The following is a 22,874-nucleotide window of genomic DNA, read 5'->3' on the forward strand; positions in this document are numbered from 1 at the left end:
GTGACGACGTTGCGCCCTTCGACTGAAATTTTCCTTATTCGATTATATCTAAGATTTGAAAAGATGAAAAGAACATTTTCAAAAATTCAGTTGTTAATTTTAGTTAAGGAAGGATTTTATCGACATTGATAGACGGAACGATTTGATTACGTTTTTGTATCCACTGTTCTTTATATTGGTTTCTTTCCACGACGGTAATGATATGATCACTAATTTGCATTCCTTTAAACTTCATCGTCGATAAACCATAAGAACTATAGGGTTTGGTATACGGAATAATTTTTGAGACGGCATAACTTCCACCAGAGGTTGAAAGAGGAATAAAATACGCCTGATCAATCGCAAAAGCTTCAGCCTGCGCATACAATTCATACCGTAAATCTGGGTCATTTACAACATCAGATGCGGCTTGTTTTAAATATCCAAATTTATTTAGTCCAATTTGTTCTTTAATTTGACGATCTTCTTCGGTTTCAATCACGGCTTGATTCAATCCAAAATATTTCAACATATCTCCCTGCTTAGGATCTAAAATATCCATATAACTTTTAGGATCACCATAATCAGGTGACCATGCGGTTGCAAAATAAAGATCGGTATTCACTAGACTAGCTGACTTAGTCGCGGCCAGATGTTCTCTTGAAGTCGTGATTAAATTAATCACCACATCTCCTTTTAACTCAGTTTCAAGACTATTCTTTAATGCTTGGGCACTTCTAAAACTCATTTCACTCTCACCATTGATTAAAACATCGAGATAAACTGGAAAATCTACCCCTTGTTCCATTAATTCCGCTTTAGCTACTTGCATCAATTCTTTTGCAAGTCCTGGATTAAAATAGCTCATTTGACCATCTTCAACCGTAAAGTTTTCGGGATATAACATTGGATTGAGTCGTTTTAATGAATCGCCGACTAGCTCACCATATGTTTGATGATAAGAGGTTTGAACAAAGTCAGGTTGGGTAATTAAGTTTCGAACGGAAATCTCTTTCAGTTCTTCACCAACACTTTGTGCATTAACAGCTGATACATCCAGTCCATGTAAAATGGCCTGGCGAAAAGCTTGATTTAAAATCGCTAACTTCGTATCCTCACGTTGCTTAGCTGTTTTAGGCGAAATGTCAATTCGGGGATCTAACGGAGAGTGATACGCTTGACGGTTAAACACAAAACAAGCAAAAGAGGTTGCGCTACTTGTTTCCGTCACAAAAATAGAATCGCCATACTTTTTCTTCGCAAAGGCATAAATAGCCGCATTATAAACATCAATCGGAGCTGATGTAATTTCTCCTCGTTCAAAAGCTAAAAATAGACTAGTCGGATCCAAACTTTCCGAATAAATGAGTTTTACTTTTGGAATATAAACTGATTCTGCATCCCAATAATCAACATTTGCGGTATACTCAATCACAGATTTTGAAGTAAAGTTTGTTAAACGATACGCGCCATTATAAAGGATAGACTCTGGATTTAAATTTCCAAATGAACAATTCGATAAGTCTGGACTTCCAAGACGACATCCACTTCCCTTCGATTCTAGAAAACTTTGATTCACCGGTAGTAAAATCGAGTATGTCGTCATGCTTGGAAAGTACGGAGTCGGAGAATTTAGCTCATATTGTAACGTATAATCATCAATCGCTTTTACCCCCACTTCATCAAATGTTACTTCTCCATTGACATAGGCTTCTAAATTTTTGATAACATCTTTGACAAGATATAAGGTTTGAGATTGAAAATCAGCAGCATGCCAAAGTCCAGCCACAAAATCATGCGCCCTGACTTCATCGTAAACACTCCCCTCATCTGTATACCATTTAATTCCTTCTTTCAACTTAAACGTCCAAATCGTTGCATCCTCATTACTTTCCCAATGACTAGCAACAGCGCCAACTAAATTCCCATACGCATCATGTTCAATCAATCCATCAATAAAATTGGCAAAGTGCTTGGAGTCTGTTTGCTTGAACGTATATAAATAATCAAATGTTTCCGGATCTATCGAATAAAATCCTTGATAATTTTTTTTAGGTTCTATGACTTTTACAGCCGTCTCATCTATCGATTCAGCATGAGCTTGAATGATTTGTGAGACTACAAACCAACTCATCACAATAAGTAAGAAACTTATCGATTTTTTCAAGACCATCACCTCATTAAAGTAAAAAAAGTAGCATTTTTTGCTACTTTTAGTTTCCCACTTTAATAAAGTGTCTATACTTGTAAAATATTGTGCTATTTAACAGTCTCTACCTCATATGTTTGGCCATCCGTCGTAATCACGATATGTCCAAGATCAGCTGTCACATAAATATCCTCCGTATAAGCTTTTAAGCGGTTTAATAAAACCGGATGTGGATGCCCATAGGTATTGTTTTTTCCAGCACTAATCACGACTGTTTTAGGCTTTACCACCTCTAAAAAAGCCATCGAAGACGACGTTTTTGAACCGTGATGTCCTGCCTTTAAAATATCTACATCTAAATCCCGAGATAAAATTTTCTTTTCAACGTCAGATTCCATATCTCCTGTAAATAAGAAGGCAACATCATTATATGTTAACTTCGTTACAACTGAGTTATTGTTACGATCACCGTTATCATCACCCGTTTCGATTACTTCAAACGTCACTCCATCTGCAAGTTCAAATACTAAATCATCATCTTCTAAGTATTGAGCCCCTAGTTGTTTTTGTTCTTCAACTTGCTTTAAATACGCTTTATAAGTTTGAGAGGTATGGGCTTCGCCCGAATCAATAATCAAATCAACCGAGTATGTCTGTAGCACTTCTGCCAATCCTCCAATATGATCGGCATCGGGATGAGTTGCCACCACAATTTCTAAATCATCAACACCAACGGCTTCTAAATAATTTAATAAAATATCTTCTGCTCCATTATTTCCACCATCAATTAAAATATGAAAATCATCATAAATAATCAGGGTCGAATCCCCCTGTCCAATATCAATAAAATGAACCTGGAGTTCTTGATGACTAGGCCGAACTTCAAGTCCAACATGACTTTGATTTAGACTTTCTTGATACTGTGGTTTTGGCATCCATCCTAAATAAATGAAAATAGAGGATAATATAATGGCCCATCCTGTTACTGAAATGGTAATGACTTGTTTTTTTTCTTTCTTTTTAATTTTACGGTTCTGGCTAACTAAATAAATTCCAACAGGTGGACATAACATCAGCCACAAATAGTTATACCAAATTTGTCGCTTACTTTTTTTCCACTTTCCTATCATCATTAAAATTAAAATTAGATACATAAGGGTAATCACTAAATAATCAGTCCAATGGGCTTGATTTAACAATTCAAGGACATAATCAATCTCAACTAAAAACTGCTCCAAACTAATCTCTCCTAATTCATAACTTCTCCCCATTATACCATAAAAATATAAAGATGACCTTTTCTATCCTTTTACTTCGACGACACTACTAAATGAAATCTTCTTTCTTTGGTGACCATCTGATAGGATAAAATAACGATAGGCCTCATTGATTTTTTCAACGTTTCCCTTTACCCTAAGTAACTGTCCTCGCTCAAAGTAAACAAGCGTAATGGTTGTTTGATTTAAAAAGCCTTCAACAACTAAATTAGAGTTTTGCTCATGTTGCCACTCATCTAGTAGTGGTTTTTCTATCTTTGACAATTCGTTTAGAACCTCCTCAATAGCTTGTTGTTGTTCTACCATCGAGACAAAGGCTTTCCATTTCATCATCCCTCGATCTTTCATCGTTATCACCTCCTCTTTATTCTGCCTGATGACCACCCATTAACGTATTACGATAACGTCCTGTTGCTCCCTTTTCATAAGAAATAGCTCGTAACAAGGCATTTTTACCATGCTTTATTCTAATTTCATCCATCGCATAACTCAACTGCTGTTTTTTCGTCACGTCTTCAAATAAGCTAAGTTGAGTTTGCCCACGCTCAACTAATCCACCAAGTGAAATGGACACTTTTCGAATCGGTTGTCCTGTGTAATTGGCCTCGAATAGTCTCAAGCAGGCTTCAAATACGGATTCTGTCAAATCAGTTGCCTGAGAAAGTTTTGTTTGTCTAGAAAATCCACCTCTAACGGATTTACTATAGCCGATTGCCAGATGCACCACTTCACAATAAAGATTTTTCTTTCGTAAGCGGAACATCACTTCCTCAACCTGCTCTAGTAAGATTGTTTTAATATCATAAGCATAATAATCTCGCATTAAAACCTGACCTCCTCCGATTGTTGGATACCTACTTTGATAAACGTCATGTAAATCACTCTCGTCAATTCCATGACTATGCTGATATAATTGTTCACCTAAAACACCAAATTCACGTTTTAAAAAGTCAAGTGGATATTGTGCAATATCTCCAACACAATACATCCCCATCCGGTTTAAACGTTTTTCAAGCTGAATACCGATTCCCCACATCTTAGATAACGGGGTCAATGGCCATAATTTTGTCTTAACATCTGTATAACTCCACTGTGCAATGCCATTAACGGCCTTCTTTGCTTCTATATCAAGGGCAACTTTAGCAAGTAATAAATTCGGACCAATTCCACAAGTTGAGGGAATTCCCGTCTCTTTTAAAATATCGCACATCATCTGCTTAGCTAACGTGTATGCATCACATTTGTATAAACGCAAATATGACGTGATGTCGATGAATACCTCATCAATTGAATAAATATGAAGGTCCTCATAAGAAACATACCTCAAATATATTTTCAAAATATCTTGTGATACTTTCAAATAGTGATTCATTCTACATGGGACAAACCATACATTTTGATAACCTTCTAACTCATAAACTCGACACCTTGATTTGGCTCCTTGTCTTTTTAAAGCGGGGGAAACTGCGAGAACGATGCTCCCTGATTCCCCCATTCTTCCAACAACGGCAAGGGAAACCTGAAAGGGATCATACCCTCTAGCGACACACTCGCAACTAGCATAAAAACTTTTCAAATCAATACACAAAATAGAACGAAACCTAGTTTTCGTTTCCATTCTTACCACTTCTTTCGAACATTTGTTTGTTATAGTATAGCATAAGATTTACCTTTTTTGTCAATAAAAATTAAACTTTTGTTCGGATTGTGAAAAAATATATCATTAAAACTCCGAAAAAAAGAAGTGTCCGAGAGAACACTTCTTTTTTCTAATCCTTTAACAAGGTTTCATAAATAGTCATATTATTTATTTACGCTAGGTCGTTTAGTTTTTTCATTAAACAACTAAACGAGTTCCAACTAAAATAAGATAGCTAACACTATTTAAACGCATTGATCTCATCTTCACTTGCTTCCTTTCTTTACAATTTCACTCCCCTTTCAATTAAATCCTCTATTTTAGAGTTTAGAAAGAATTGCACCTCTTTTAGATAACATTTTATTACATTTATTGGCTTTTTATTACATTTTTATCCAAAAACACTTTCATTTTAAGGAAAAATATGTTATTATTGAAACAAGCCACTTGAATGGCTGTTCTTTTCTATATTTTGAAAATTAGATGAACCAATCTAGTTTACTCTCTTTTCCAGAGAACCAATAAATTTACCCCAAATTTATTTACTTTTCATGAGGCCTATTGGCCTCCTTTTTGATAGTTAAACACCCTAGTTCAATTCAGAGCTAGGGTGTTTTTTTAGTTTTCAGATGTTTTGACATCTTCTTTGAGTAAAAATTCACCGTAAGCAGATTCAGCATGTTCAGATAAATCCAATCCATTCTCTTCCTCTGTTGCACTTACCCGTATTCCACTGATTTTTTTCAAAAGAGCTAGTAGAAGATATCCCATGACAAATCCCCACAAAGCAATCACGAAGGCACCTATTATTTGAATTCCTAAAAAGCTAAAGCTTCCGGTATAAAACAAGCCGTTGCTTGTACTAAATAGTCCAGTCAAAATTGTTCCGACAACCCCACAAAAACCGTGAACAGGAATTGCCCCTACTGCATCATCAAGTTTAAATTTTCGCTCTAATAAATCATTTCCAAACATCATAACCATTCCGGCAATGACCCCAATCGCAATCGCTCCTAGTGGTGAAACTAAATCACAACCTGCCGTGATAGCGACTAATCCAGCCAATGAACCATTTAATGCCGCTCCCACACTTGGTTTGCCTTTGAACCATGACATCATCAACGTTGTAACAGCCGCCGCTGCTGGTGCTAAATTGGTGGTCATGACAACATGAGCAATGGCCCATGGATCGCTCGCAGTTAATGTTGAACCTGCATTAAATCCAAACCATCCAATCCATAAAATAAAAACACCAAGAGCAGCCATTGTTAGGCTATGACCATGAATAGTATTTGAACTCCCATCTTGATTAAATTTTCCACGCCGAGCTCCAAGCAATATAATACCAGCAAGAGCGGCAAATCCACCTAGCGCATGGACAACTGATGAACCAGCGAAATCATGAAATCCAAGTTGTGCTAACCAACCGCCACCCCAAACCCAGTGACCACTAATCGGATAAATAATAGCCGTCATCAAGGAACTAAAAATCAGATAGCTTGAAAATTTCATTCGTTCAGCTACGGCTCCTGAAACAATCGTCACTGAAGTTGAGCAAAACACACTTTGGAAAAAGACGAAAGCAAGTAGCGGAACTATCAATCCTAAAGAGGTATAATCACCACTTACACATAAATCCGGAATACCAAATAAACCGGCAACACTACCATGGAACATAAGTGAAAACCCAACAATAAAGAAAATAATCGTTCCAATGGAATAATCCATAAAGTTTTTCATCATAATGTTGGCGGCATTTTTAGACCGTGTAAATCCACTTTCTACTAAAGCAAAACCAGCTTGCATCGAAAACACTAAAATGGATGCTATGACCATCCATAGCGTATCAATCACTACACTTAAATCAATCGTCATATTCATTCCCTCCTCAATTTTTAAAAAACTGTTTTCTTTAACGAAATGGGGTGAGTTACGATTGTTCTTTGACGTCAGAAGAAAATCAAAAAGGCGTCCTCTTTTGAGAACGCCTTTGTCCACCTTTTATCTTTTATCTAAGACCTCTTTGTCTATACCTCATTATATTACCATTTTATGGAAAAGTTTACTGTTTTTTTTGAAAAATTATTTTTTAGCATATACTTTCCACTGAGGTAATAAACAAGCGACTAACTCATAAAACTTCGTACTATGATTAGGATGAATCAAATGGCATAATTCGTGAACCACCACATATTCAATAAACGTCTCTTTCTCATGGATCAAACGCTTATTAAACGTAATACTCCCTCTAACAGGACGGCAAACACCCCATGTTGATATCATTTGACGATATTTCACTTCAACAGGCCGAATTCCTGACTGCTCAAAATATCGCCAATACTTTCTCATATATTGATGAATTAACGCTTCTAACTGCTTTTGAAGCCACGCCTCACATAACCGTTCAGCCCTCTCTTCGCTGACACTTGGCGGCATTTCTTGTCGTAAACTATCTGCCTCAATTGAAAAACACGTGTGATTAGAAGCCAATCGACGCTTTTTTAATGTCTTCCCCAAATAACGAATCTCATCTTTTGACAGAACCGTTGAAGTATTCGCTATCTGCTGCAGCTTTTGATGGATCCAAGTTTCTTTAGATAAAATAAAGTCTTTAATAAACGAAAGTTCCATCTTCGAATTCGCCGTCACGACAATTTCACCACTTGGTCTAATTTTTAAGTACATATTTTTAATATTTTTACGTTCAAGTAAAACTTCAAACGTCTCGAATTGTAATTTCATGTTGCTTCCCCATCCTTGCTAACCTTTTCTTTATTTTTTTTCGACCTTCATCAATTAACGCAGTCCATCAGCTTCACCTTGTTTCACCAAGGACAAGATCAAGTCCTCTTTGCTCTTATTGGGGTTTAACTTGATGTAAGTCTTAATTTTTTATCCTTCTTCAACGTAACTCAAACATTGAATCACCGCTTCTTTTTGATAAAAAGACTTTTCATTTCCTTTGACAAACGAACTGACGATAGTAAATTAAAGCGCCCGTTTCCTTTAGCCTTGAGCTTTTAGAGAAATCATTCCTTGAAAGTTAATCTATTCTAAAAGAGCAATTAATCTCAACTGATTCAGTTGACCAAACAGATCGTGTTTAAAATAAAATCTGATTTGACTAAATAAATTTATCACTAATGGAATGAACAACTGTAGGACAATAGCTTAATATTCTTTTGAGGTGATTTTTCACGCTTTAATTCGAGTTTAACTAGATGATTCAGAAAAGATAATAGCTTTTCCCTTTCACATACATTGCTTGATTAAATAAAACATATCCCTCTCCTGGTTTCATCCGATTCGCTCACTTAAATTCATTAAACTGCATCCTTCCATTTAACACATGTAAAACGCTCCTGATTCACCTCGTTAAATTTATGATAACATAAAAAAAAAGGTAAGAGAATCTTACCTTTTCATTTCGTTAACGTTTCATTTCAACCGGTTGAATCCATACCCCTGAATAATTTTGATTCACTAAATTTTGTTGAACTTGTTTCGCATCATTTAAGCTTGAATAAGAACCACAAATCACACGATAATAGGTTTCTTTTTTCGTTTCTTTCACTAAGTCTGATTCTTCTGTTCGTAGTCCTCCACGTTCATAATCTACATTAAACGCTTTACATAATGAGACAACAATTGCTTCAACATAAGCATCTTCTTGATTTAAGAACGTATATAAATCCGCTTCATTATCTAAATAAAACATTTCAATAATATCCGTTGAAACACCTCCACGCCAAGATTCACGGATAATTCCATAATAATCCGTATAATTATACGTTTGTGTATATCTTAAGGTTTCAGGATCAATAAATCGTTCATAAAGCTCACCTGTATAGGCTTTTGAATAAATCGCACGGAAATTATTTAAACGACTTAATTCTTGTTTTAAATAATATTCAAAACGTGCACTATCTTCTTTAAGTGGGGTATAGATCTCCGCTCCACTTGATTCCCCTCCACCACCTGCGCTATTAACATGAATACTAATCGCTAAATTAGGTTGTAATTCAGCAATTTCGCGTCCTCTGGCTGAGGCATTTCCAACATATGTATCATCTGTTCGTAACTGTGTCACCTTAAATCCAAGCTCTCTTAAGCGAGCTGTTACTTTGGTTGCCACTGTTAAGGTAATATCTTTTTCATTATACCCATGATAATGAGCTCCTTTATCATGTCCACCATGTCCTGCATCCACTACAATATAAGGCATTCTATCACTCCTCTATTTTAATAAGTGCCCACTATTTATATATGCGAAAAGCACAATAGAGGAATGGGCGTTTTGCCAATGTCTCTTTTTTGCTCTGCTTTTTTTAGTCATTATTTAAGACTAAATTCAAAGAATTGTCGCTAAAAAAAGTATTCGCATTATAGACATATAACAATTCATTAATCTTTTCCTTTTCAATGAGTGCCTCTAAATCATCAAAATAATAACGCGGATCCACCACTAAAATCTCATCATAATACGGAATCAAAAAAGGAATCAAGGCATTGGCATAAGAATCTTTAAGGACTAGCAACCGATTCTCACTTGAAGAGGTCGTTTGAATTTTAACTAGCGAATGATTGCCACCTAAAAAAACAGTGTATTTATCTCTTCCCTCTAACGCCTCTGTTTGATAAACCGTAGTGCTTTTTTGCTGTTCTTCTACATACGTTACGACATACAAAACATCCGTTTGTGGTAAATACACCTCAATCGTATCTAAACTTCTCGCTTCAAATCCACTTTTCGCACTCAACGTTCCATCAAATGACTCCGTGACCGTTAAAACATGATAGTCCAAATCCACTTCTAAATCCAAACTCTTTGCCAACTGTAAAAATGTATAGTAGGCACCAAGAGTTGACCAGTGGTGATCATTCTTATAGTAAATCGCTTCTTCTTTATGCGATTTCAATGCTTCAGTAGCATTTACAAATAAGATATCCTCTCTTAACTGACTCGCAAAATTTAAAATAGACGCCTGTTGATCGATAACCGGTGCCTCTCTTGGAAGTTTGTCACTTAACACATAGACCGCATTGGGAACCATTAAAAAAGACGTTTTTAACTCCTTAGAAAAATCATTAATCGCTATCAGATTTTGATTAAGAATCTCCTCTGAAGCGGGATGAAAAGCCTCTATTAAATAATCATCAGATCCAAAGTAGACACCATTATTCTCCTTTTGTCCAAGTAACAAATCGGTTTGAGACTTCATTTGGACCCAAGCATCTCGCCCAAAAAACTGATCGTTTACATATTTTTCATATTTACTGCTATAACGACCTTCTAGCACCCGATCCCATTTAAACGTTGGTTTTTGTGCTAAGCTCCGGTTCTCCATTTCTGAAAATGCTACATTATCACTTAATAAATTCAACGTAAAAAACACAAAAATAAAAATCACCCACACACACGCTAAACTACTCCAATACATCCCTTTCCTCATGAGCTCATCTCCTAAAACCTGAAATATAGAAATGGATTATACGTCGTTGTCACCAAATAAGCCGTACTTAAAAGAAGGAGCGTGACTTGCACCACTAGCAGTAATCCACCCCACCTGGTGCTTTTTAAGGTCATTTGAATCTGTTTTAAAAGTGGCGTCGAACAAATAACTCCTAGAATCAATAAGAGGCCATAACTCATCAAATAATACATCGACGTTTTATCATACAACGCGTGTCCTGAAAATCCAAACATCACCTTTAAATAAGAAAAGGAGTCCCCTAGATTTTCAATACTAAAAAACGTCCAACCTATGATCACAAGGATTAATGTATACGCATGTCTTAACCATGAAGGCCATTTTTCAAGCCATTGCTTTAAGATGATTTTTTCAATAAAAAGCAAGACGCCATAATAAACGCCCCATATCACAAAATTCCAACTCGCTCCATGCCAAAGTCCAGTTAATAACCATACAATCAGTAAATTCCTGATTTGTTTTTTTATTCCTAATCGATTTCCTCCAAGTGGAATATAAACATATTCTCGAAACCACCCTCCCAGTGACATGTGCCAACGTCGCCAAAACTCCGTGACACTTTTTGAAATATACGGATCATTAAAATTTTCTAAAAAATCGAAGCCAAACATTTTTCCAAGACCGATCGCCATATCTGAATATCCACTAAAATCAAAGTAAATTTGTAATGTAAAAGCAATCATACCAAGCCATGCCGTTAGGACTGACAAACTACCAAATTCCATCTCTTGAATCGTTGTAAATAAATACCCAATAGTATTCGCAAGCAACACCTTTTTAGCAAGACCTGCGATAAAGCGCTCCGCACCTAATCCAATCTTTTCAAAACTCTCCTGACGTTCGCTTAATTGAATTTGGATGTCAGTGTATTTGACAATCGGTCCCGCTACAAGTTGTGGAAACATCGTGACATACAAGGCGAATGAAATAATATTTTGTTGCGCTTTAGTTTTTCCAGTATATGCATCAATAACATACGATAAAATTTGAAACGTGTAAAATGAAATTCCAATCGGAAGCGGGATATGTTGACCCTCTAAGCTTAAATGAAAGAGGTAATTAACATTTTCAATGAAAAAATCATAGTATTTAAAAAATCCAAGTAACCCTAAATTAAAAAGAAGTGCCACCATAAATAAGATTTTTTTTTGATTCGGATTTTTTTCCATCAAAAGAACCAACACGTAATTAACAACAATGGATAAAAGCATCAAGACGATATATTTTGGCTCTCCCCACGCATAAAATACTAAACTTGCGATTAATAAAACGAGATTTCGTCCCCGTCTTGGCATCAAAAAATAAGCCAGAAACACGATAGGAAAAAAGACAAACATGAAAAACAAGCTACTAAAAACCATTGATTCTCACCCTACTTCCTAAATGCATTCAAAAAGGCATCACAGTATGTGTCGACTTCGTTTGATACCGCAAAAAACAAATAACTCCCTCGAACTTTTAGCTCATAGTTATCTAGTAAGCTACAATTTTCTGGCTTATAGCCGCTAAAACGATTGATTTGACTTTCAACGCGAGCCTCAACCATTGACTCGATGTCCTCAAGTTGCGAACGATCTTTAACCTCGACAACCAATATCTCTTCAACTTCCATCGATGAAATCGACACGTAATAAACATAACCCAAAATCTCATTTGGATTAACTCCAATGAACCGTCTTAACTCCTTACTCCCCACCTCTTTAACCCGCGTTTCATCGACGAGTAGCGCCTCTTTAATCTGCTCTAGTGAGACATTGGTTGCTTTCTCGCATCCTGTTAACATACTGATTAAAATAAAGCTTCCTAAAACCAAGATGCTTAACTTTTTCATCACTTTGGCTCTGCCTCCTTATACGCTTTAATCACTTGCATCCAAATCGGATAAAACGTCGATTTTACATGAATTCCATCCGGTTCATACATGTCTTCCCTCACATAAGAAGCCACATCTAAAAAACGATAATCTGACACCTCACATAATGTCTTTAATGCCTCATTAAAAACTGTGACACGTTCTAAACTTAACTCAGGTATATTTTTGGCGATATCTTCTCGAATCGGAAAAATAGACACAATATAAACCTTTAAATGAGGTAATGCCTGTTTCATTTCTTGAATTAAGGCCTCATATCGTTCAATGTATTGATCCGCCGTTTTATAGACGAGTAAATCATTCGCACCGAAAAGTAAAAAGACTTCATCAGGACTTAAACGAATGACTTTTTGAACTTCTTCCTCTGCTGTTGCAAGTCGAAGTCCAACTTTCGCTACAACAGAAGAAGGATCTAAATAATCATACGCGGTAAAGGCCTCAACAATCGAGTCTCCCATAAAAACAGAAGACGCAAAGTATTGTTTAAAATCACATTCTTCTTGATTTATTTCTAATCTATCGGGCTCTTTAGCTTGTTTATTTGCAATCATGTCTAGTACTTCACTCACACTCACTTCCTCTAATTTTTTCAAAACTTGGACACTTTCTTCTTGATACGGAGCTATCCCACTTTCTTGTGAATTTGTTCCTTTAGTACGTAAAAAACAAACAACCATTATCATTGTAACGATACAAAAAATAAGATAACGACCTTGCCAAACCCATCGTTTAAAGCGATTGATTCCCACCCTGATCCCCCCTTACTTTATATTAAACTATACGCTTCTCGCCCCTCATTTTATTACGCTAATTGAAGATATTTCCTGACATTCCCCTCTAATAAAAGATAGCGACAAAAGCCTTTTCTTTGTTGAATCTTCAGTTATCCCTATCAAAAAAAGACCTCCTAAGAGGTCATATTAATAATCGATTAAACACCTGATCTTTTGCAATCCCATGACTAATAGCATACAAATACGCGTCTTTTTGTGTTTCATGTGATTTAAAATAGGCATAGTCTCCTTTAGTTTCAATCGTAATAAATAATTTAGCATCAGTCGCGACCTCATCAAGTGTCTGCCAATCTGCCACTAAAGGCCGGTGAAATCCTTTTAGCAATCGAATGACCGCAATTTTAGCTTCATCAAGTTCTCCATATCTAACTTTTAATTGAGCTTCTTCGCCGTAATCATCATGCAATTCACGGCAAACTTCAATAATATCGAAAATAAGTAACTCAGCTAAGCACAGAACAAGTTCATCTTTTAAGTCTTCCGTTTCAATGAGTTCGTTTAACTCGCGTTCATACATTTGTAAATGAAAGAGTAAACTTAAAAAATCATCATATTCATCCTTTGTAAAGGCAACACTTAAGATATTTGTATTTCGTAAATTGATATAAGAGTCTAATGCGTCTTTCGTTTGACTTAAAAACTCTAAAATTCCTTCTTCATTCACAATCATGTTCTCACTCCCCCTGGTACAAAAAAAGAGTAGTTACACGCTACTCTTTTTCAGGATACAAACCCTCATTTGTATCAATTTATTCATTTATCTCACTGTTTATACTACATCCTATGACAAAAAAACTATTTCGTGATATCTCTTTAACCGTCGTCTCATATATTCGTTAAACAGAAAAGCTCATCATTCATTTCTCATCCCAATTTAATTTAAGCCCTAACCCTTGCTGCAATCATCCCATCATCCGTCGGTTGATTCGTATTTATCTCCCCTTTCATCCAAAAACACCTCTTTAATTCGTTCAATACGTCGCGCCAAAACCGTAGGAATAGGTACTCCGAGTTCATGAAGATTTTCTAAAATCGAGGTCCCCTCTTGCAACACTACACCACCTCCTAAAATCTCCATTAATCCGACGTTCTCCACTCCCATTTCACAAAAAAATAACATCCCCTCACTTGGTAATAAATTGAGTAAATTAAAGCCAAGCATCTCATCGAGTAATTTAAACACAAGCATCGAAAATAAAATCATGGCCTTACGAATCAATCCATCTAATCCCACTGAACTATTTAACTGACACTTCAAATAGGCCTTCACATAGCCAGTAAAAAAATCAACAATGACTAATAAGACGACAATCATTAATATTCTCATCATTTTTTATCCCCCTTTCTCTAATGAATATCTTCCTCTCTCTCATTTAGTGTGCAAAAAGCAAAAAAGAAATCAGCGGTACGCACTGATTTCTTTTTTAATGTTGATGTAAAACATGGACTAATCCTTGTTCATATAACATTTTAATATGATTATCATCTAAAGAATAGTAAACGACTTTTCCCTCTTTACGAAACGAGACTAAATGAGCCTGTCTTAAAACACGTAACTGATGTGAAATCGCTGAGTGTGTCATATCTAGTAAGGAGGCTAAATCACACACACACATTTCCGAGTTAACAAGGGCTGAGATGATTCGAATACGAGTCAAGTCTCCCATCGCTTTATATAAATCTGATAATTTCAGTAATTCTTCATCACTTGGCATGACATCTTTTACTTTTTTAATGACATCATTATGAATTGAATCAACACAACATGCTTCCACGAACTCACCTCTATATACTGACTGATTAATCCTGTCACGATCTGATTTCAGTCATCATTATTCAAATACTTTAGTACGAATAGAAACTATAGTCTTGTTAAAGTTTTCAAAAACTCTAGAAAACTTATCGGGACTTATAGTTTCGACTGATGAGTTGATTATAGTCCTTCAGAATAGAAAGTTCAATACTTTCTTGTAAAAACATCAATTCCTAACAAATATGATTAAATTTTACCGTTTTTCTCGATCTAAAAATAAAGATTTCACAAGTGCTAACTGTTCCCTTAATTCCCACTTATATCGTTTTCTTGAATCAGTTTTCGCTCCAATAAGCTGACAGTTAAGATGTAATCGGTGAGCAAGTAATCTCGTTCTAATGCTGTGAAATTCACTGGTTACAATCGCAACGCGTTCTTCTTTAATTAAAGGTTTACAAAACAATAAATTTTCAAATGTATTTCTGGCTAAATCTTCAACGATAATACGATCTTCTGAAATCCCAAATTCTTCTATCAATACGTTTTTCATGATATGGGCCTCTGGAAGTTTCAAATCTGTTCCATTTCCTCCCGTCACAATGACACGTAGCTGAGGATTTTCATGAAGAAGCAAAGCCCCTTTTTCAAGTCGAGAACGAAGAGTCGTACTTACTTCATTACTATGAAGTAATGAACCTAAAATAATAAGCTGATTGATGTCTGCTTCTAATTCTTCGTGCAATGAACTGTTCATTTCAAGATGTAAGACAATCGTATAGGTTACCCAAGCAATTAAAATATTACTCATCTGTACTCCTCCTTTCACTCTTTTACTGTATGGTATGAGTGAAAGTCAAAATTGTGTTTATTTGATGACTAAAATAATGAGTTAAAATAGGTCAATTGCCCAATCTCTTTGCATACGTTATAGTAGATAAAGCGATTTCTTACATCATGACGTGAAGAAAAGGAAGGAAGTGAGTCGTATGGAAAATGAACGTATTGAAGTAGCAAATTATATGATTAAATCGACTGATTCAATTCAAACGATTGCCAATCTGTTTCAAACTACTCCAAAAGTATTGATCCAACTGAATGGAAATCAACCCCTCATTATTAAAGCTAACCGTCAAATTAAAGTTCCCCTACTTCCACATCTCAATCAACACGTCGTTAAATCAGATGAAACGATTCAAGATCTACTCATTCGGTTTAAATTAACACCTGAAGAATTATTGATGTTAAATGAAGATTTACAATTAGCACCTGGTCAAGTAATTAAATTGAAGCCTTAAAAAAAGGTCACGAAGCATTTGGCTTTGTGACCTTTTTTTTAAAACTGTTTGGCTTTTTGAACCATTTGATTTTGTAGTAAACAAATTTGTTGTTTGAGTTGATCCTCGTTAAAACTGTTACGTCCCCAAAGGGTAATTGAATCCACGTCAGTAATTCCAACGAGACTCAGCACAGCTTCAACTTGCGAAACATGATGATTTAAAAAAGAACGATTGCCGCTATAAGGTTGTCCGGATGTTGAAATATACATCACTTTCATATCCGAACAAAGACCAGCTACTTTTCCGTCTTGATAACCAAATGTCACATGACGATACACGATATTATCTAAATAAATTTTTAGCATCGCTGGAAAACTATGATTCCAAACGGGGGCCGCAATCACACACTTATCAAAAGATTTAAATTGCTCTGCTAAATGCCGAATTTCTGTTTCTTTTCCTTGATTATACAATGCTAATCGCTCACAATCCATAATCGGCATAATCGTTTGATACAAATCTAACACTTCGACCGTGTCATTTGGATGTGATAATTGATATTGTTTAATAAAAAAATCAGATAATGTAAAGGTTAACGACTGATCATTAGCTTTCGGATTAGCCTTTATATATAAAAGACGCGCCATAAATTCACCTCGTAATATGATTTTAATGCTCTTTAATCCCTATCATAATATGATGAAATACGATGAATTTATAACGCGTTTTATCTAATTATTTAATTTTAATTACATTTTGTGAAATTCACGAACCAATGCCTCAGCACATTTAATTCCATCGATACCCGCTGAGACGATTCCACCTGCAAATCCAGCTCCTTCACCTGATGGATAAATCCCTTTAACCGTTAATGATTGTAAACTTTCGCTATCACGATCAATACGTACTGGAGAAGATGAACGAGACTCGACTCCCGTCATCACAGCGTCATGCATCCCAAATCCTTTTAGTTTACGATCAAATGCAATTAAGCCTTCACGCATGGCATCTGTAATATAATCTGGTAATAATTTATTCAAATTCGTTAATTTAACACCTAATGCATAAGAAGGGGTCACACTTCCAAGTTTTTTAGACGCTTGTCCTTTTAAGAAGTCCCCAACAAGTTGAGCTGGGGCTGTGTAATTACTTCCACCCATACCAAAAGCTTTTTCTTCTAAACGACGTTGGAACTCCACCCCTGCTAATGGATGATCTGATCCAAAGTCTTCTGGAAATACTTGCACTAATAAGGCACTATTCGCATTTTCTTGATCACGCGCATGTTCACTCATTCCATTCGTTACGAGACGCCCTTTTTCAGAACTTGATGGAACGACTAAACCACCTGGGCACATACAGAACGTATAAACGCCTCGACCATTTGATGCCGTATGTGTTAAACGATATTCTGCTGCTCCTAATTTCTCATGACCTGCAAATTCTTTATACTGAGCTTGATCAATTAGCGTTTGAGGATGTTCAACACGAACTCCTACTGCAAATGGTTTAGCTGTAAATTGAACCCCACGATCATACATGTGATAGAACGTATCACGTGCACTATGTCCAATTGCCACAATCACATGATTAGATTCAATGACGTCTCCACCTTTTACTTTAACTCCTGTGATTTGATTATTTTCGACGATAAAATCTGTCACTTGTGTATTGAAGCGAACTTCTCCACCAAGCGAAATAATTTTTTCACGAATATTTTTAACGACACCACGTAATAAATCCGTCCCAACATGAGGATGTGCCATATATAAAATATCTTCTGGTGCTCCCGCTTCAACTAACGCTTCTAACACCTTACGTCCACGTAAATCTTTAACACGCGTCGTTAACTTCCCATCTGAGAACGTGCCGGCTCCACCTTCACCAAATTGAACATTTGAATTTGGATCTAACTTTCCTTCGCTCCAAAATTCCTCAATCGATTTCACACGGTCATCCACACTTCCACCACGCTCAAGAACGATTGGTTTATACCCCATTTCCGCTAAAATTAATGCTGAAAACATCCCAGCAGGTCCAAAGCCAACGACTACTGGACGGTGAGACATCGGTTTTTCTCCCATAGAGGGATACGCATAATTTAATTCAGGTGCTTTAACGATATTTGGTCGATTTAACTTCAAAATTTGGTCTTCATTTTTAAGGGCAATATCGACGGTATAAACGAACTCCATTTTTCCGCGACGACGCGCATCAATTGACTGTTTATAAATTCTATATTCCAGTAAATCTTCTTCACGAAGCTTTAATTGTGCTAACACTAATTCTTTTACTTTTTCAATCGGATCCTCAATTGAAATTTTAATCTGCGATACTCGGATCATATCATCACTCACTTTCTTAACTAACCTATTATAGCACAAATCGACTTAAAAATTTCATTTAACGTTTCCGCACTGATAAAACTCCCTTAAAATAAGACGTTTTAAAGAGTAGGTAACATGATCATTCAAATAAAACACAGAGCCTATTCCGTCCCCTAGTTAATCTAGTAAACGGTAAAGTAAGAGAGTATTGCCACTAAAGATGAATGCTTCAGAGATTCTCATGCCTTTTGAAATTATTTTTCTTAAGCCATAAAAAAACTTTTTCTATTAAGGCTTTCGTCATAAACAGACATGTGATACACTATTAGTAAGCGGTTACTTTAAGGGGGGGAGGGTAGCATGTCTATTATCAAAAAATATTTACTCGTCATCATCATAACAGGAATTTTTATCACATTGAGTGGAGCACTGTTATTAGGTCCTTTTGCCTTTTCAACCATCACCACTTCAACGGTTTGTGATGCCGTCTTAGATCATATCGCTGAGCAAATTACATCCACTGAAACAGGTGTAACCTATGAATTAAGTGACTTAAAGACAGAGACTCGTTTCTCTTATCCCAAACAAAAACCGTTTATTCCAGTGAATTATACAATAGGTGGAGCTATTGTTGAACCTCAAACGAGTCTTTATCTCGTTCACGAAGGAAATTTAACACGTGGTAGCAAGCTAACTCTAGAATTTGAAGTTATCCCAACCTCTAGTGGCGTTTATCATTACTATCTAATCAATGAAACCGGCGTTATCGATGAGTTTGAAATAACCGATTCGACCTCTTATTACAACCATCTAAAAATCAAAAAAACAGGAAACTATGCCATTATCTTATCCGTTGAAGACGCACTCGGAGATTATAAGCTCAATTATCATATTACAAGATCTATTCTTCCGCTCTAATCAATACGCTATCTTAATAGAACTAACAAAAAGGATGTCAGCAAGACATCCTTTTTGTTATCGCCATTATTTTAAATGGTAACTGATCAACCTCAATTATATTAATTTGATTAAAATCGTGATGATTCCAAGAATACCAAGGCACATTCCTACTACTTTATTTAACGTTTTAATCTCACACTTGTTCGCAAATTTAGCACTCACATAAGCCGCTACTACACAACAGATAATCACGACTAACATCGGAATAACCTGTATGCTTGCCCCCATAGAAAAATGACTAATCGTTCCAATTAAAGCCACTAGTGTCATAATCATCGTACTTGTTCCGACCGCTACTTTTAAATTATAACCCAGATGTAAAGTGAACACTGTCAGCATTAAAATTCCTCCGCCACTTCCAGTAAAACCACAAATCCAACCGATTCCACATCCAAAAATCATGGCCTGTATCATTTTTTTCTTACTAATCTGTTCTAGTCCAGCTTCTGCATCATGCCCTTCCTCAATGGGTTTGACTAAAAACTTGATCCCGAGAAAAATAGTTGTTAACATTGAAATATAGCCAAGTCCATCTGGTTGCGACTGAGAAAAAAGAAATCCACTGTAACTCCCAACAATCGTTCCGACAAAAGCAGTCATTGCTACTAGCATCCCATGCTTTAAATCAATATTTTTGTTTTTATAGTAAGTATATGCCGTCAATAAACTAGCCAAAACATCTGCTGCAAGCGCAACTGTTACAGCATCATAACTCTTCCATCCACAAATACTGACTAGTAAAGGTGTAATGATGACTGCCGCCGAAAGACCTGCAAGTCCTGTTACAACACCTGCCCCTATTCCTGCGAAAATATAAACAAGATATAACATCATCGATTCCTCCTTTAAGATACTCAAAATTATCCTCTCAAATTTCAATTATATTAATGAAAAAACAAAAACAGTCAATTCTTAACATGTTTTACCTTTCTTTAATAAATCAATATTTCTACTTTGAATTCATTTATTAAAGAAAAACCCATTTGACATAAAAACAATCCTTATTTTAGTCTAAATTCTAATGTTTTTAGGTTTAAAGATTATCCCATTTTATCTCAATCTCATTCATCATCTCCCTCTCTTCTCATCAGATTTCACGTCATAAAAAAGGGACTTTTCAGTCCCTTCTTAATAAATTGTGTACACATTTTTATGAGTGTTTGATTGAAGATAGCCCTTTTTGACATACTCGTGGAATAGATAAAGAGACATTGAGTATAGTGGCAAAATGTAAAGTCCTACTAACCCTAACGTTAAGGCAGCTAAAATTCCCCAACCAATAAAACTAACTTGTAAAATAAATAACTCCCATTTATGTCCATCCATCATTTCACGGCTTTCAGTAATGATATCATCCACTGACATCCCTGGATTTTCATTCGCAATATAATAAACTTGTGAATACGAATAGCCCTTAATGATGCCTGGAATGACAAATAATAATGACCATAAAAAGAGGTAAATATCCTTTACAAACGTTAAGGCCATCACCGACCCTAACTCATCAGTCGGGAAAAAGTCACGAATCGTAAAATCTTCACCACGACGAATTTTTCTTAGGACATCAACAGACCCATACCCAACCAATCCAGTCACTGCCATATTCAGTAACACATTTAAAAGCGGGATAAAGGAAATCAGATTAGACACAATCGCCATCACAATCCAAATTCCAGCATAAATTAGTGCAAATTTAGCCCATGAATTATTTTGAAATTGAGCACGTGCATGTCGTTTAATTTCACCACGCCACTCTATCTTTTGAAATAAGGCAATTAAAACTAAAATAAACGGAACACCGCCAGTTATAAAAAAGGGAATTGTCCAAAACATTCTCTCACATCACTTTCATCAATTATAATCCTATTCTACTGACTTCTAATCAATTATGCAATATTTTTCCATGAAGTTCGGATGAAGTTTTAGACAAAAATTTTTTTAGCTGTTTTAGCAATTGTAGCTGTACTAATCAAATCAAAACCTCCTCCCACAATTCCACCTGTAATCGGAACTAATTTAATTAAATTAATTGCACCTGTTTTCCCCATTTTGGTCAATAATCGAAATCCGACTTTTTGATTAATTTTAGTTAACACTTTACCTGGGATTTTTTTTACTAAAGATGTCCCCATTTTGACACCAATTTGAATGCCACTTTGTTTTAAAATTTCTCCTGCAGAATTCCCAGTTAACGCCACATAAATAAATGTTTTAACTTGGTCATCTAACACATCATATCCTCTCATATGGGCAATAGCAGCAATCATTCGAATTTGAACATATAAAACCGATGCTACATTGGCAGGGATAGCAACCGGCAAAGTTAACACTCCTCCCAATCCAGTTATAAATCCACTTGTCATACATTTCGCTTCTTGAAGAGCGATAAATTTATCAATGGCTTTCTCAACATCTTGATATTTTTCTAAATATTTATCTCCAAGTTCTTGAGCAGTTTCAAAACCTGGTAGCCCTTGAATAGCTTTTTCATAACAAGTATCTAAAACCTGTAACATTTTATCTTCTGTTATTTTATTGTTCATATCTGTTCACCTATTTTAATAAAATTTCGTTACTATAGTATAATCACATTTCGTTGGCGTGAAACGGTATCTACCCCGTTCATCTTTTTCAAACAAAAAAAAGAAACCTAAAGTTTCAAGCGTAATATATGTCAGGAGGTGAAGATCAATGCCAATTCAATCCAAACTTTTAGCTATCTTAGAACGTGCTCACGAATTAAAAGCGAGTGACATTCACTTTGTCATGAAGAATGAAAAGATGTGCATCGAATTTCGAGTCGGAGCGTTTATGGTCCCATACGAAGAACTTTTAATCACTCAATATGAAAGTCTATTAGCCTATATTAAATTCCAAGCCTCACTCTCACTCATGCACCCCAAACAACCTCAATCAGGTCTCTTGAGGCTTCAAAATCAAGAACTTACCTATTATTGTCGGGTCTCCATTCTTCCCACTCAACACTATCAAAGCCTTGTGTTGCGGCTGATTAATCACACACACCAAAAGCAACTTCATGAGATTCCGTATTTTTATCGAAATGTAGCCGCGCTTCAGCAGATGGCGACGAAACAAGCAGGACTTTTGCTAATTAGTGGTCCGACTGGTTCTGGCAAAACAACAACGACTTATGCGCTAATTGATTATTTGAAGCAAGAGCTTGGAAAAAGTATTGTAACCATTGAGGATCCAGTCGAATATCAGCAGCCAGACATCATTCAGATGCAAGTGAATGAAACAATGGGCATGACGTATGTGTTTCTACTAAAAAAACTCTTGCTTCATTTATAATAAAGTTTTGATTAAACAAATAAAGTCTTGATTCTTTACAAT

Annotated in this window: 23 protein-coding genes; 3 read left to right on the forward strand and 20 right to left on the reverse strand. The window is 35.9% G+C overall.

The annotated features are described in order from the left end of the window. Positions 1–103: 103 nt before the first annotated feature. The 15 genes from J6D32_RS02815 to J6D32_RS02885 form a co-directional block, all read right to left on the reverse strand. Positions 104–2,146: a peptide ABC transporter substrate-binding protein gene (locus J6D32_RS02815; protein ID WP_272164172.1), complete on the reverse strand. Its 2,043-nt coding sequence runs from the start codon at positions 2,144–2,146 to the stop codon at positions 104–106. Positions 2,147–2,238: 92 nt separating this feature from the next. Continuing rightward, positions 2,239–3,366 carry a ComEC/Rec2 family competence protein gene (locus tag J6D32_RS02820; protein WP_006785835.1) on the reverse strand — a complete coding sequence of 376 codons (1,128 nt, stop codon included), beginning with the start codon at positions 3,364–3,366 and terminating at the stop codon, positions 2,239–2,241. Positions 3,367–3,429: 63 nt separating this feature from the next. Then, positions 3,430–3,753 (reverse strand): YolD-like family protein, encoded by a 324-nt coding sequence (locus J6D32_RS02825; RefSeq protein WP_147633291.1) that lies wholly within the window; start codon positions 3,751–3,753, stop codon positions 3,430–3,432. Between the two features lie 16 nt (positions 3,754–3,769). Beyond that, positions 3,770–5,023, reverse strand: a complete 1,254-nt coding sequence (locus J6D32_RS02830) for a Y-family DNA polymerase (RefSeq protein ID WP_009606174.1) — start codon at positions 5,021–5,023, stop codon at positions 3,770–3,772. Positions 5,024–5,662: 639 nt separating this feature from the next. Next, a complete protein-coding gene (locus tag J6D32_RS02835) occupies positions 5,663–6,919 on the reverse strand; it encodes an ammonium transporter (protein ID WP_006785832.1) in 1,257 nt (418 codons plus the stop codon). Between the two features lie 207 nt (positions 6,920–7,126). Further along, positions 7,127–7,786, reverse strand: a complete 660-nt coding sequence (locus tag J6D32_RS02840; RefSeq protein ID WP_147633292.1) for a M48 family metallopeptidase — start codon at positions 7,784–7,786, stop codon at positions 7,127–7,129. A gap of 688 nt (positions 7,787–8,474) precedes the next feature. Further along, positions 8,475–9,269, reverse strand: a complete 795-nt coding sequence (locus J6D32_RS02845) for an N-acetylmuramoyl-L-alanine amidase (protein ID WP_006785830.1) — start codon at positions 9,267–9,269, stop codon at positions 8,475–8,477. 103 nt (positions 9,270–9,372) lie between these two features. Further along, complete coding sequence (locus J6D32_RS02850; protein WP_040764171.1) at positions 9,373–10,497, reverse strand: DHHW family protein; 1,125 nt, start codon at positions 10,495–10,497, stop codon at positions 9,373–9,375. A gap of 11 nt (positions 10,498–10,508) precedes the next feature. Then, positions 10,509–11,831 carry an MBOAT family O-acyltransferase gene (locus J6D32_RS02855; RefSeq protein WP_287467260.1) on the reverse strand — a complete coding sequence of 441 codons (1,323 nt, stop codon included), beginning with the start codon at positions 11,829–11,831 and terminating at the stop codon, positions 10,509–10,511. Between the two features lie 77 nt (positions 11,832–11,908). After that, a complete protein-coding gene (locus J6D32_RS02860; RefSeq protein ID WP_155061897.1) occupies positions 11,909–12,367 on the reverse strand; it encodes a DUF4358 domain-containing protein in 459 nt (152 codons plus the stop codon). Beyond that, entirely contained in the window at positions 12,367–13,158 is a 792-nt protein-coding gene (locus tag J6D32_RS02865) for an SGNH/GDSL hydrolase family protein (protein WP_006785826.1), read from the reverse strand. The genes J6D32_RS02860 and J6D32_RS02865 overlap by 1 nt, the downstream gene beginning before the upstream one ends. Positions 13,159–13,324: 166 nt before the next feature. Further along, positions 13,325–13,873, reverse strand: coding sequence for a hypothetical protein (locus J6D32_RS02870; protein WP_006785825.1), 549 nt, complete (start codon positions 13,871–13,873; stop codon positions 13,325–13,327). Between the two features lie 240 nt (positions 13,874–14,113). Further along, on the reverse strand, positions 14,114–14,533 hold the full coding sequence (locus J6D32_RS02875) for a phage holin family protein (protein ID WP_009606169.1): 420 nt from the start codon (positions 14,531–14,533) through the stop codon (positions 14,114–14,116). Between the two features lie 94 nt (positions 14,534–14,627). After that, positions 14,628–14,978 carry an ArsR/SmtB family transcription factor gene (locus tag J6D32_RS02880; RefSeq protein ID WP_006785823.1) on the reverse strand — a complete coding sequence of 117 codons (351 nt, stop codon included), beginning with the start codon at positions 14,976–14,978 and terminating at the stop codon, positions 14,628–14,630. Between the two features lie 231 nt (positions 14,979–15,209). Next, entirely contained in the window at positions 15,210–15,764 is a 555-nt protein-coding gene (locus J6D32_RS02885) for a YdcF family protein (protein WP_006785822.1), read from the reverse strand. Positions 15,765–15,942: 178 nt separating this feature from the next. Between J6D32_RS02885 and J6D32_RS02890 the strand changes: the two genes are divergently transcribed. Continuing rightward, positions 15,943–16,251 carry a LysM peptidoglycan-binding domain-containing protein gene (locus tag J6D32_RS02890; RefSeq protein ID WP_006785821.1) on the forward strand — a complete coding sequence of 103 codons (309 nt, stop codon included), beginning with the start codon at positions 15,943–15,945 and terminating at the stop codon, positions 16,249–16,251. Positions 16,252–16,289: 38 nt separating this feature from the next. On the opposite strand, the gene J6D32_RS02895 is transcribed toward J6D32_RS02890, so the two are convergent. Both J6D32_RS02895 and J6D32_RS02900 read right to left on the reverse strand, forming a co-directional pair. Continuing rightward, on the reverse strand, positions 16,290–16,880 hold the full coding sequence (locus J6D32_RS02895) for an FMN-dependent NADH-azoreductase (protein ID WP_006785820.1): 591 nt from the start codon (positions 16,878–16,880) through the stop codon (positions 16,290–16,292). Positions 16,881–16,982: 102 nt separating this feature from the next. Beyond that, the gene (locus tag J6D32_RS02900; RefSeq protein ID WP_147633318.1) at positions 16,983–18,578 is read right to left on the reverse strand and encodes an NAD(P)/FAD-dependent oxidoreductase; all 1,596 of its coding nucleotides are present in this window, start codon (positions 18,576–18,578) and stop codon (positions 16,983–16,985) included. A gap of 342 nt (positions 18,579–18,920) precedes the next feature. On the opposite strand from J6D32_RS02900, the gene J6D32_RS02905 reads away from it, so the two are divergent. Next, positions 18,921–19,478 (forward strand): hypothetical protein, encoded by a 558-nt coding sequence (locus J6D32_RS02905; RefSeq protein WP_009606178.1) that lies wholly within the window; start codon positions 18,921–18,923, stop codon positions 19,476–19,478. Positions 19,479–19,574: 96 nt separating this feature from the next. Here the strand turns inward: J6D32_RS02905 and J6D32_RS02910 are convergent, their stop codons facing one another. The 3 genes from J6D32_RS02910 to J6D32_RS02920 all read right to left on the reverse strand — a co-directional run bounded on the left by J6D32_RS02910 (position 19,575) and on the right by J6D32_RS02920 (position 22,063). Next, positions 19,575–20,354, reverse strand: a complete 780-nt coding sequence (locus tag J6D32_RS02910; protein ID WP_006785817.1) for a sulfite exporter TauE/SafE family protein — start codon at positions 20,352–20,354, stop codon at positions 19,575–19,577. Positions 20,355–20,648: 294 nt separating this feature from the next. Further along, positions 20,649–21,353 (reverse strand): DUF975 family protein, encoded by a 705-nt coding sequence (locus tag J6D32_RS02915; protein WP_006785816.1) that lies wholly within the window; start codon positions 21,351–21,353, stop codon positions 20,649–20,651. Between the two features lie 89 nt (positions 21,354–21,442). Beyond that, on the reverse strand, positions 21,443–22,063 hold the full coding sequence (locus tag J6D32_RS02920; RefSeq protein ID WP_287467261.1) for an EcsC family protein: 621 nt from the start codon (positions 22,061–22,063) through the stop codon (positions 21,443–21,445). A 148-nt stretch (positions 22,064–22,211) separates the two neighbouring features. Between J6D32_RS02920 and J6D32_RS02925 the strand changes: the two genes are divergently transcribed. Next, positions 22,212–22,832: an ATPase, T2SS/T4P/T4SS family gene (locus J6D32_RS02925; protein WP_262952080.1), complete on the forward strand. Its 621-nt coding sequence runs from the start codon at positions 22,212–22,214 to the stop codon at positions 22,830–22,832. The last annotated feature ends 42 nt before the right edge of the window (positions 22,833–22,874 follow it).

The organism is Turicibacter sp. (assembly GCF_017941855.1).
GTDB lineage: Bacteria > Bacillota_I > Bacilli_A > MOL361 > Turicibacteraceae > Turicibacter > Turicibacter sanguinis.

Coding starts and splice junctions, on each gene's coding strand:
- J6D32_RS02825 (WP_147633291.1), bottom strand. CDS start 3,753: ATGAAAGATCGAGGGATGATGAAATGGAAAGCCTTTGTCTCGATGGTA.
- J6D32_RS02830 (WP_009606174.1), bottom strand. CDS start 5,023: ATGGAAACGAAAACTAGGTTTCGTTCTATTTTGTGTATTGATTTGAAA.
- J6D32_RS02835 (WP_006785832.1), bottom strand. CDS start 6,919: ATGACGATTGATTTAAGTGTAGTGATTGATACGCTATGGATGGTCATA.
- J6D32_RS02840 (WP_147633292.1), bottom strand. CDS start 7,786: ATGAAATTACAATTCGAGACGTTTGAAGTTTTACTTGAACGTAAAAAT.
- J6D32_RS02845 (WP_006785830.1), bottom strand. CDS start 9,269: ATGCCTTATATTGTAGTGGATGCAGGACATGGTGGACATGATAAAGGA.
- J6D32_RS02850 (WP_040764171.1), bottom strand. CDS start 10,497: ATGAGGAAAGGGATGTATTGGAGTAGTTTAGCGTGTGTGTGGGTGATT.
- J6D32_RS02855 (WP_287467260.1), bottom strand. CDS start 11,831: ATGCCAAGACGGGGACGAAATCTCGTTTTATTAATCGCAAGTTTAGTA.
- J6D32_RS02860 (WP_155061897.1), bottom strand. CDS start 12,367: ATGAAAAAGTTAAGCATCTTGGTTTTAGGAAGCTTTATTTTAATCAGT.
- J6D32_RS02870 (WP_006785825.1), bottom strand. CDS start 13,873: ATGATTGTGAATGAAGAAGGAATTTTAGAGTTTTTAAGTCAAACGAAA.
- J6D32_RS02875 (WP_009606169.1), bottom strand. CDS start 14,533: ATGATGAGAATATTAATGATTGTCGTCTTATTAGTCATTGTTGATTTT.
- J6D32_RS02885 (WP_006785822.1), bottom strand. CDS start 15,764: ATGAGTAATATTTTAATTGCTTGGGTAACCTATACGATTGTCTTACAT.
- J6D32_RS02890 (WP_006785821.1), top strand. CDS start 15,943: ATGGAAAATGAACGTATTGAAGTAGCAAATTATATGATTAAATCGACT.
- J6D32_RS02895 (WP_006785820.1), bottom strand. CDS start 16,880: ATGGCGCGTCTTTTATATATAAAGGCTAATCCGAAAGCTAATGATCAG.
- J6D32_RS02900 (WP_147633318.1), bottom strand. CDS start 18,578: ATGATCCGAGTATCGCAGATTAAAATTTCAATTGAGGATCCGATTGAA.
- J6D32_RS02905 (WP_009606178.1), top strand. CDS start 18,921: ATGTCTATTATCAAAAAATATTTACTCGTCATCATCATAACAGGAATT.
- J6D32_RS02910 (WP_006785817.1), bottom strand. CDS start 20,354: ATGATGTTATATCTTGTTTATATTTTCGCAGGAATAGGGGCAGGTGTT.
- J6D32_RS02915 (WP_006785816.1), bottom strand. CDS start 21,353: ATGTTTTGGACAATTCCCTTTTTTATAACTGGCGGTGTTCCGTTTATT.
- J6D32_RS02920 (WP_287467261.1), bottom strand. CDS start 22,063: ATGAACAATAAAATAACAGAAGATAAAATGTTACAGGTTTTAGATACT.
- J6D32_RS02925 (WP_262952080.1), top strand. CDS start 22,212: ATGCCAATTCAATCCAAACTTTTAGCTATCTTAGAACGTGCTCACGAA.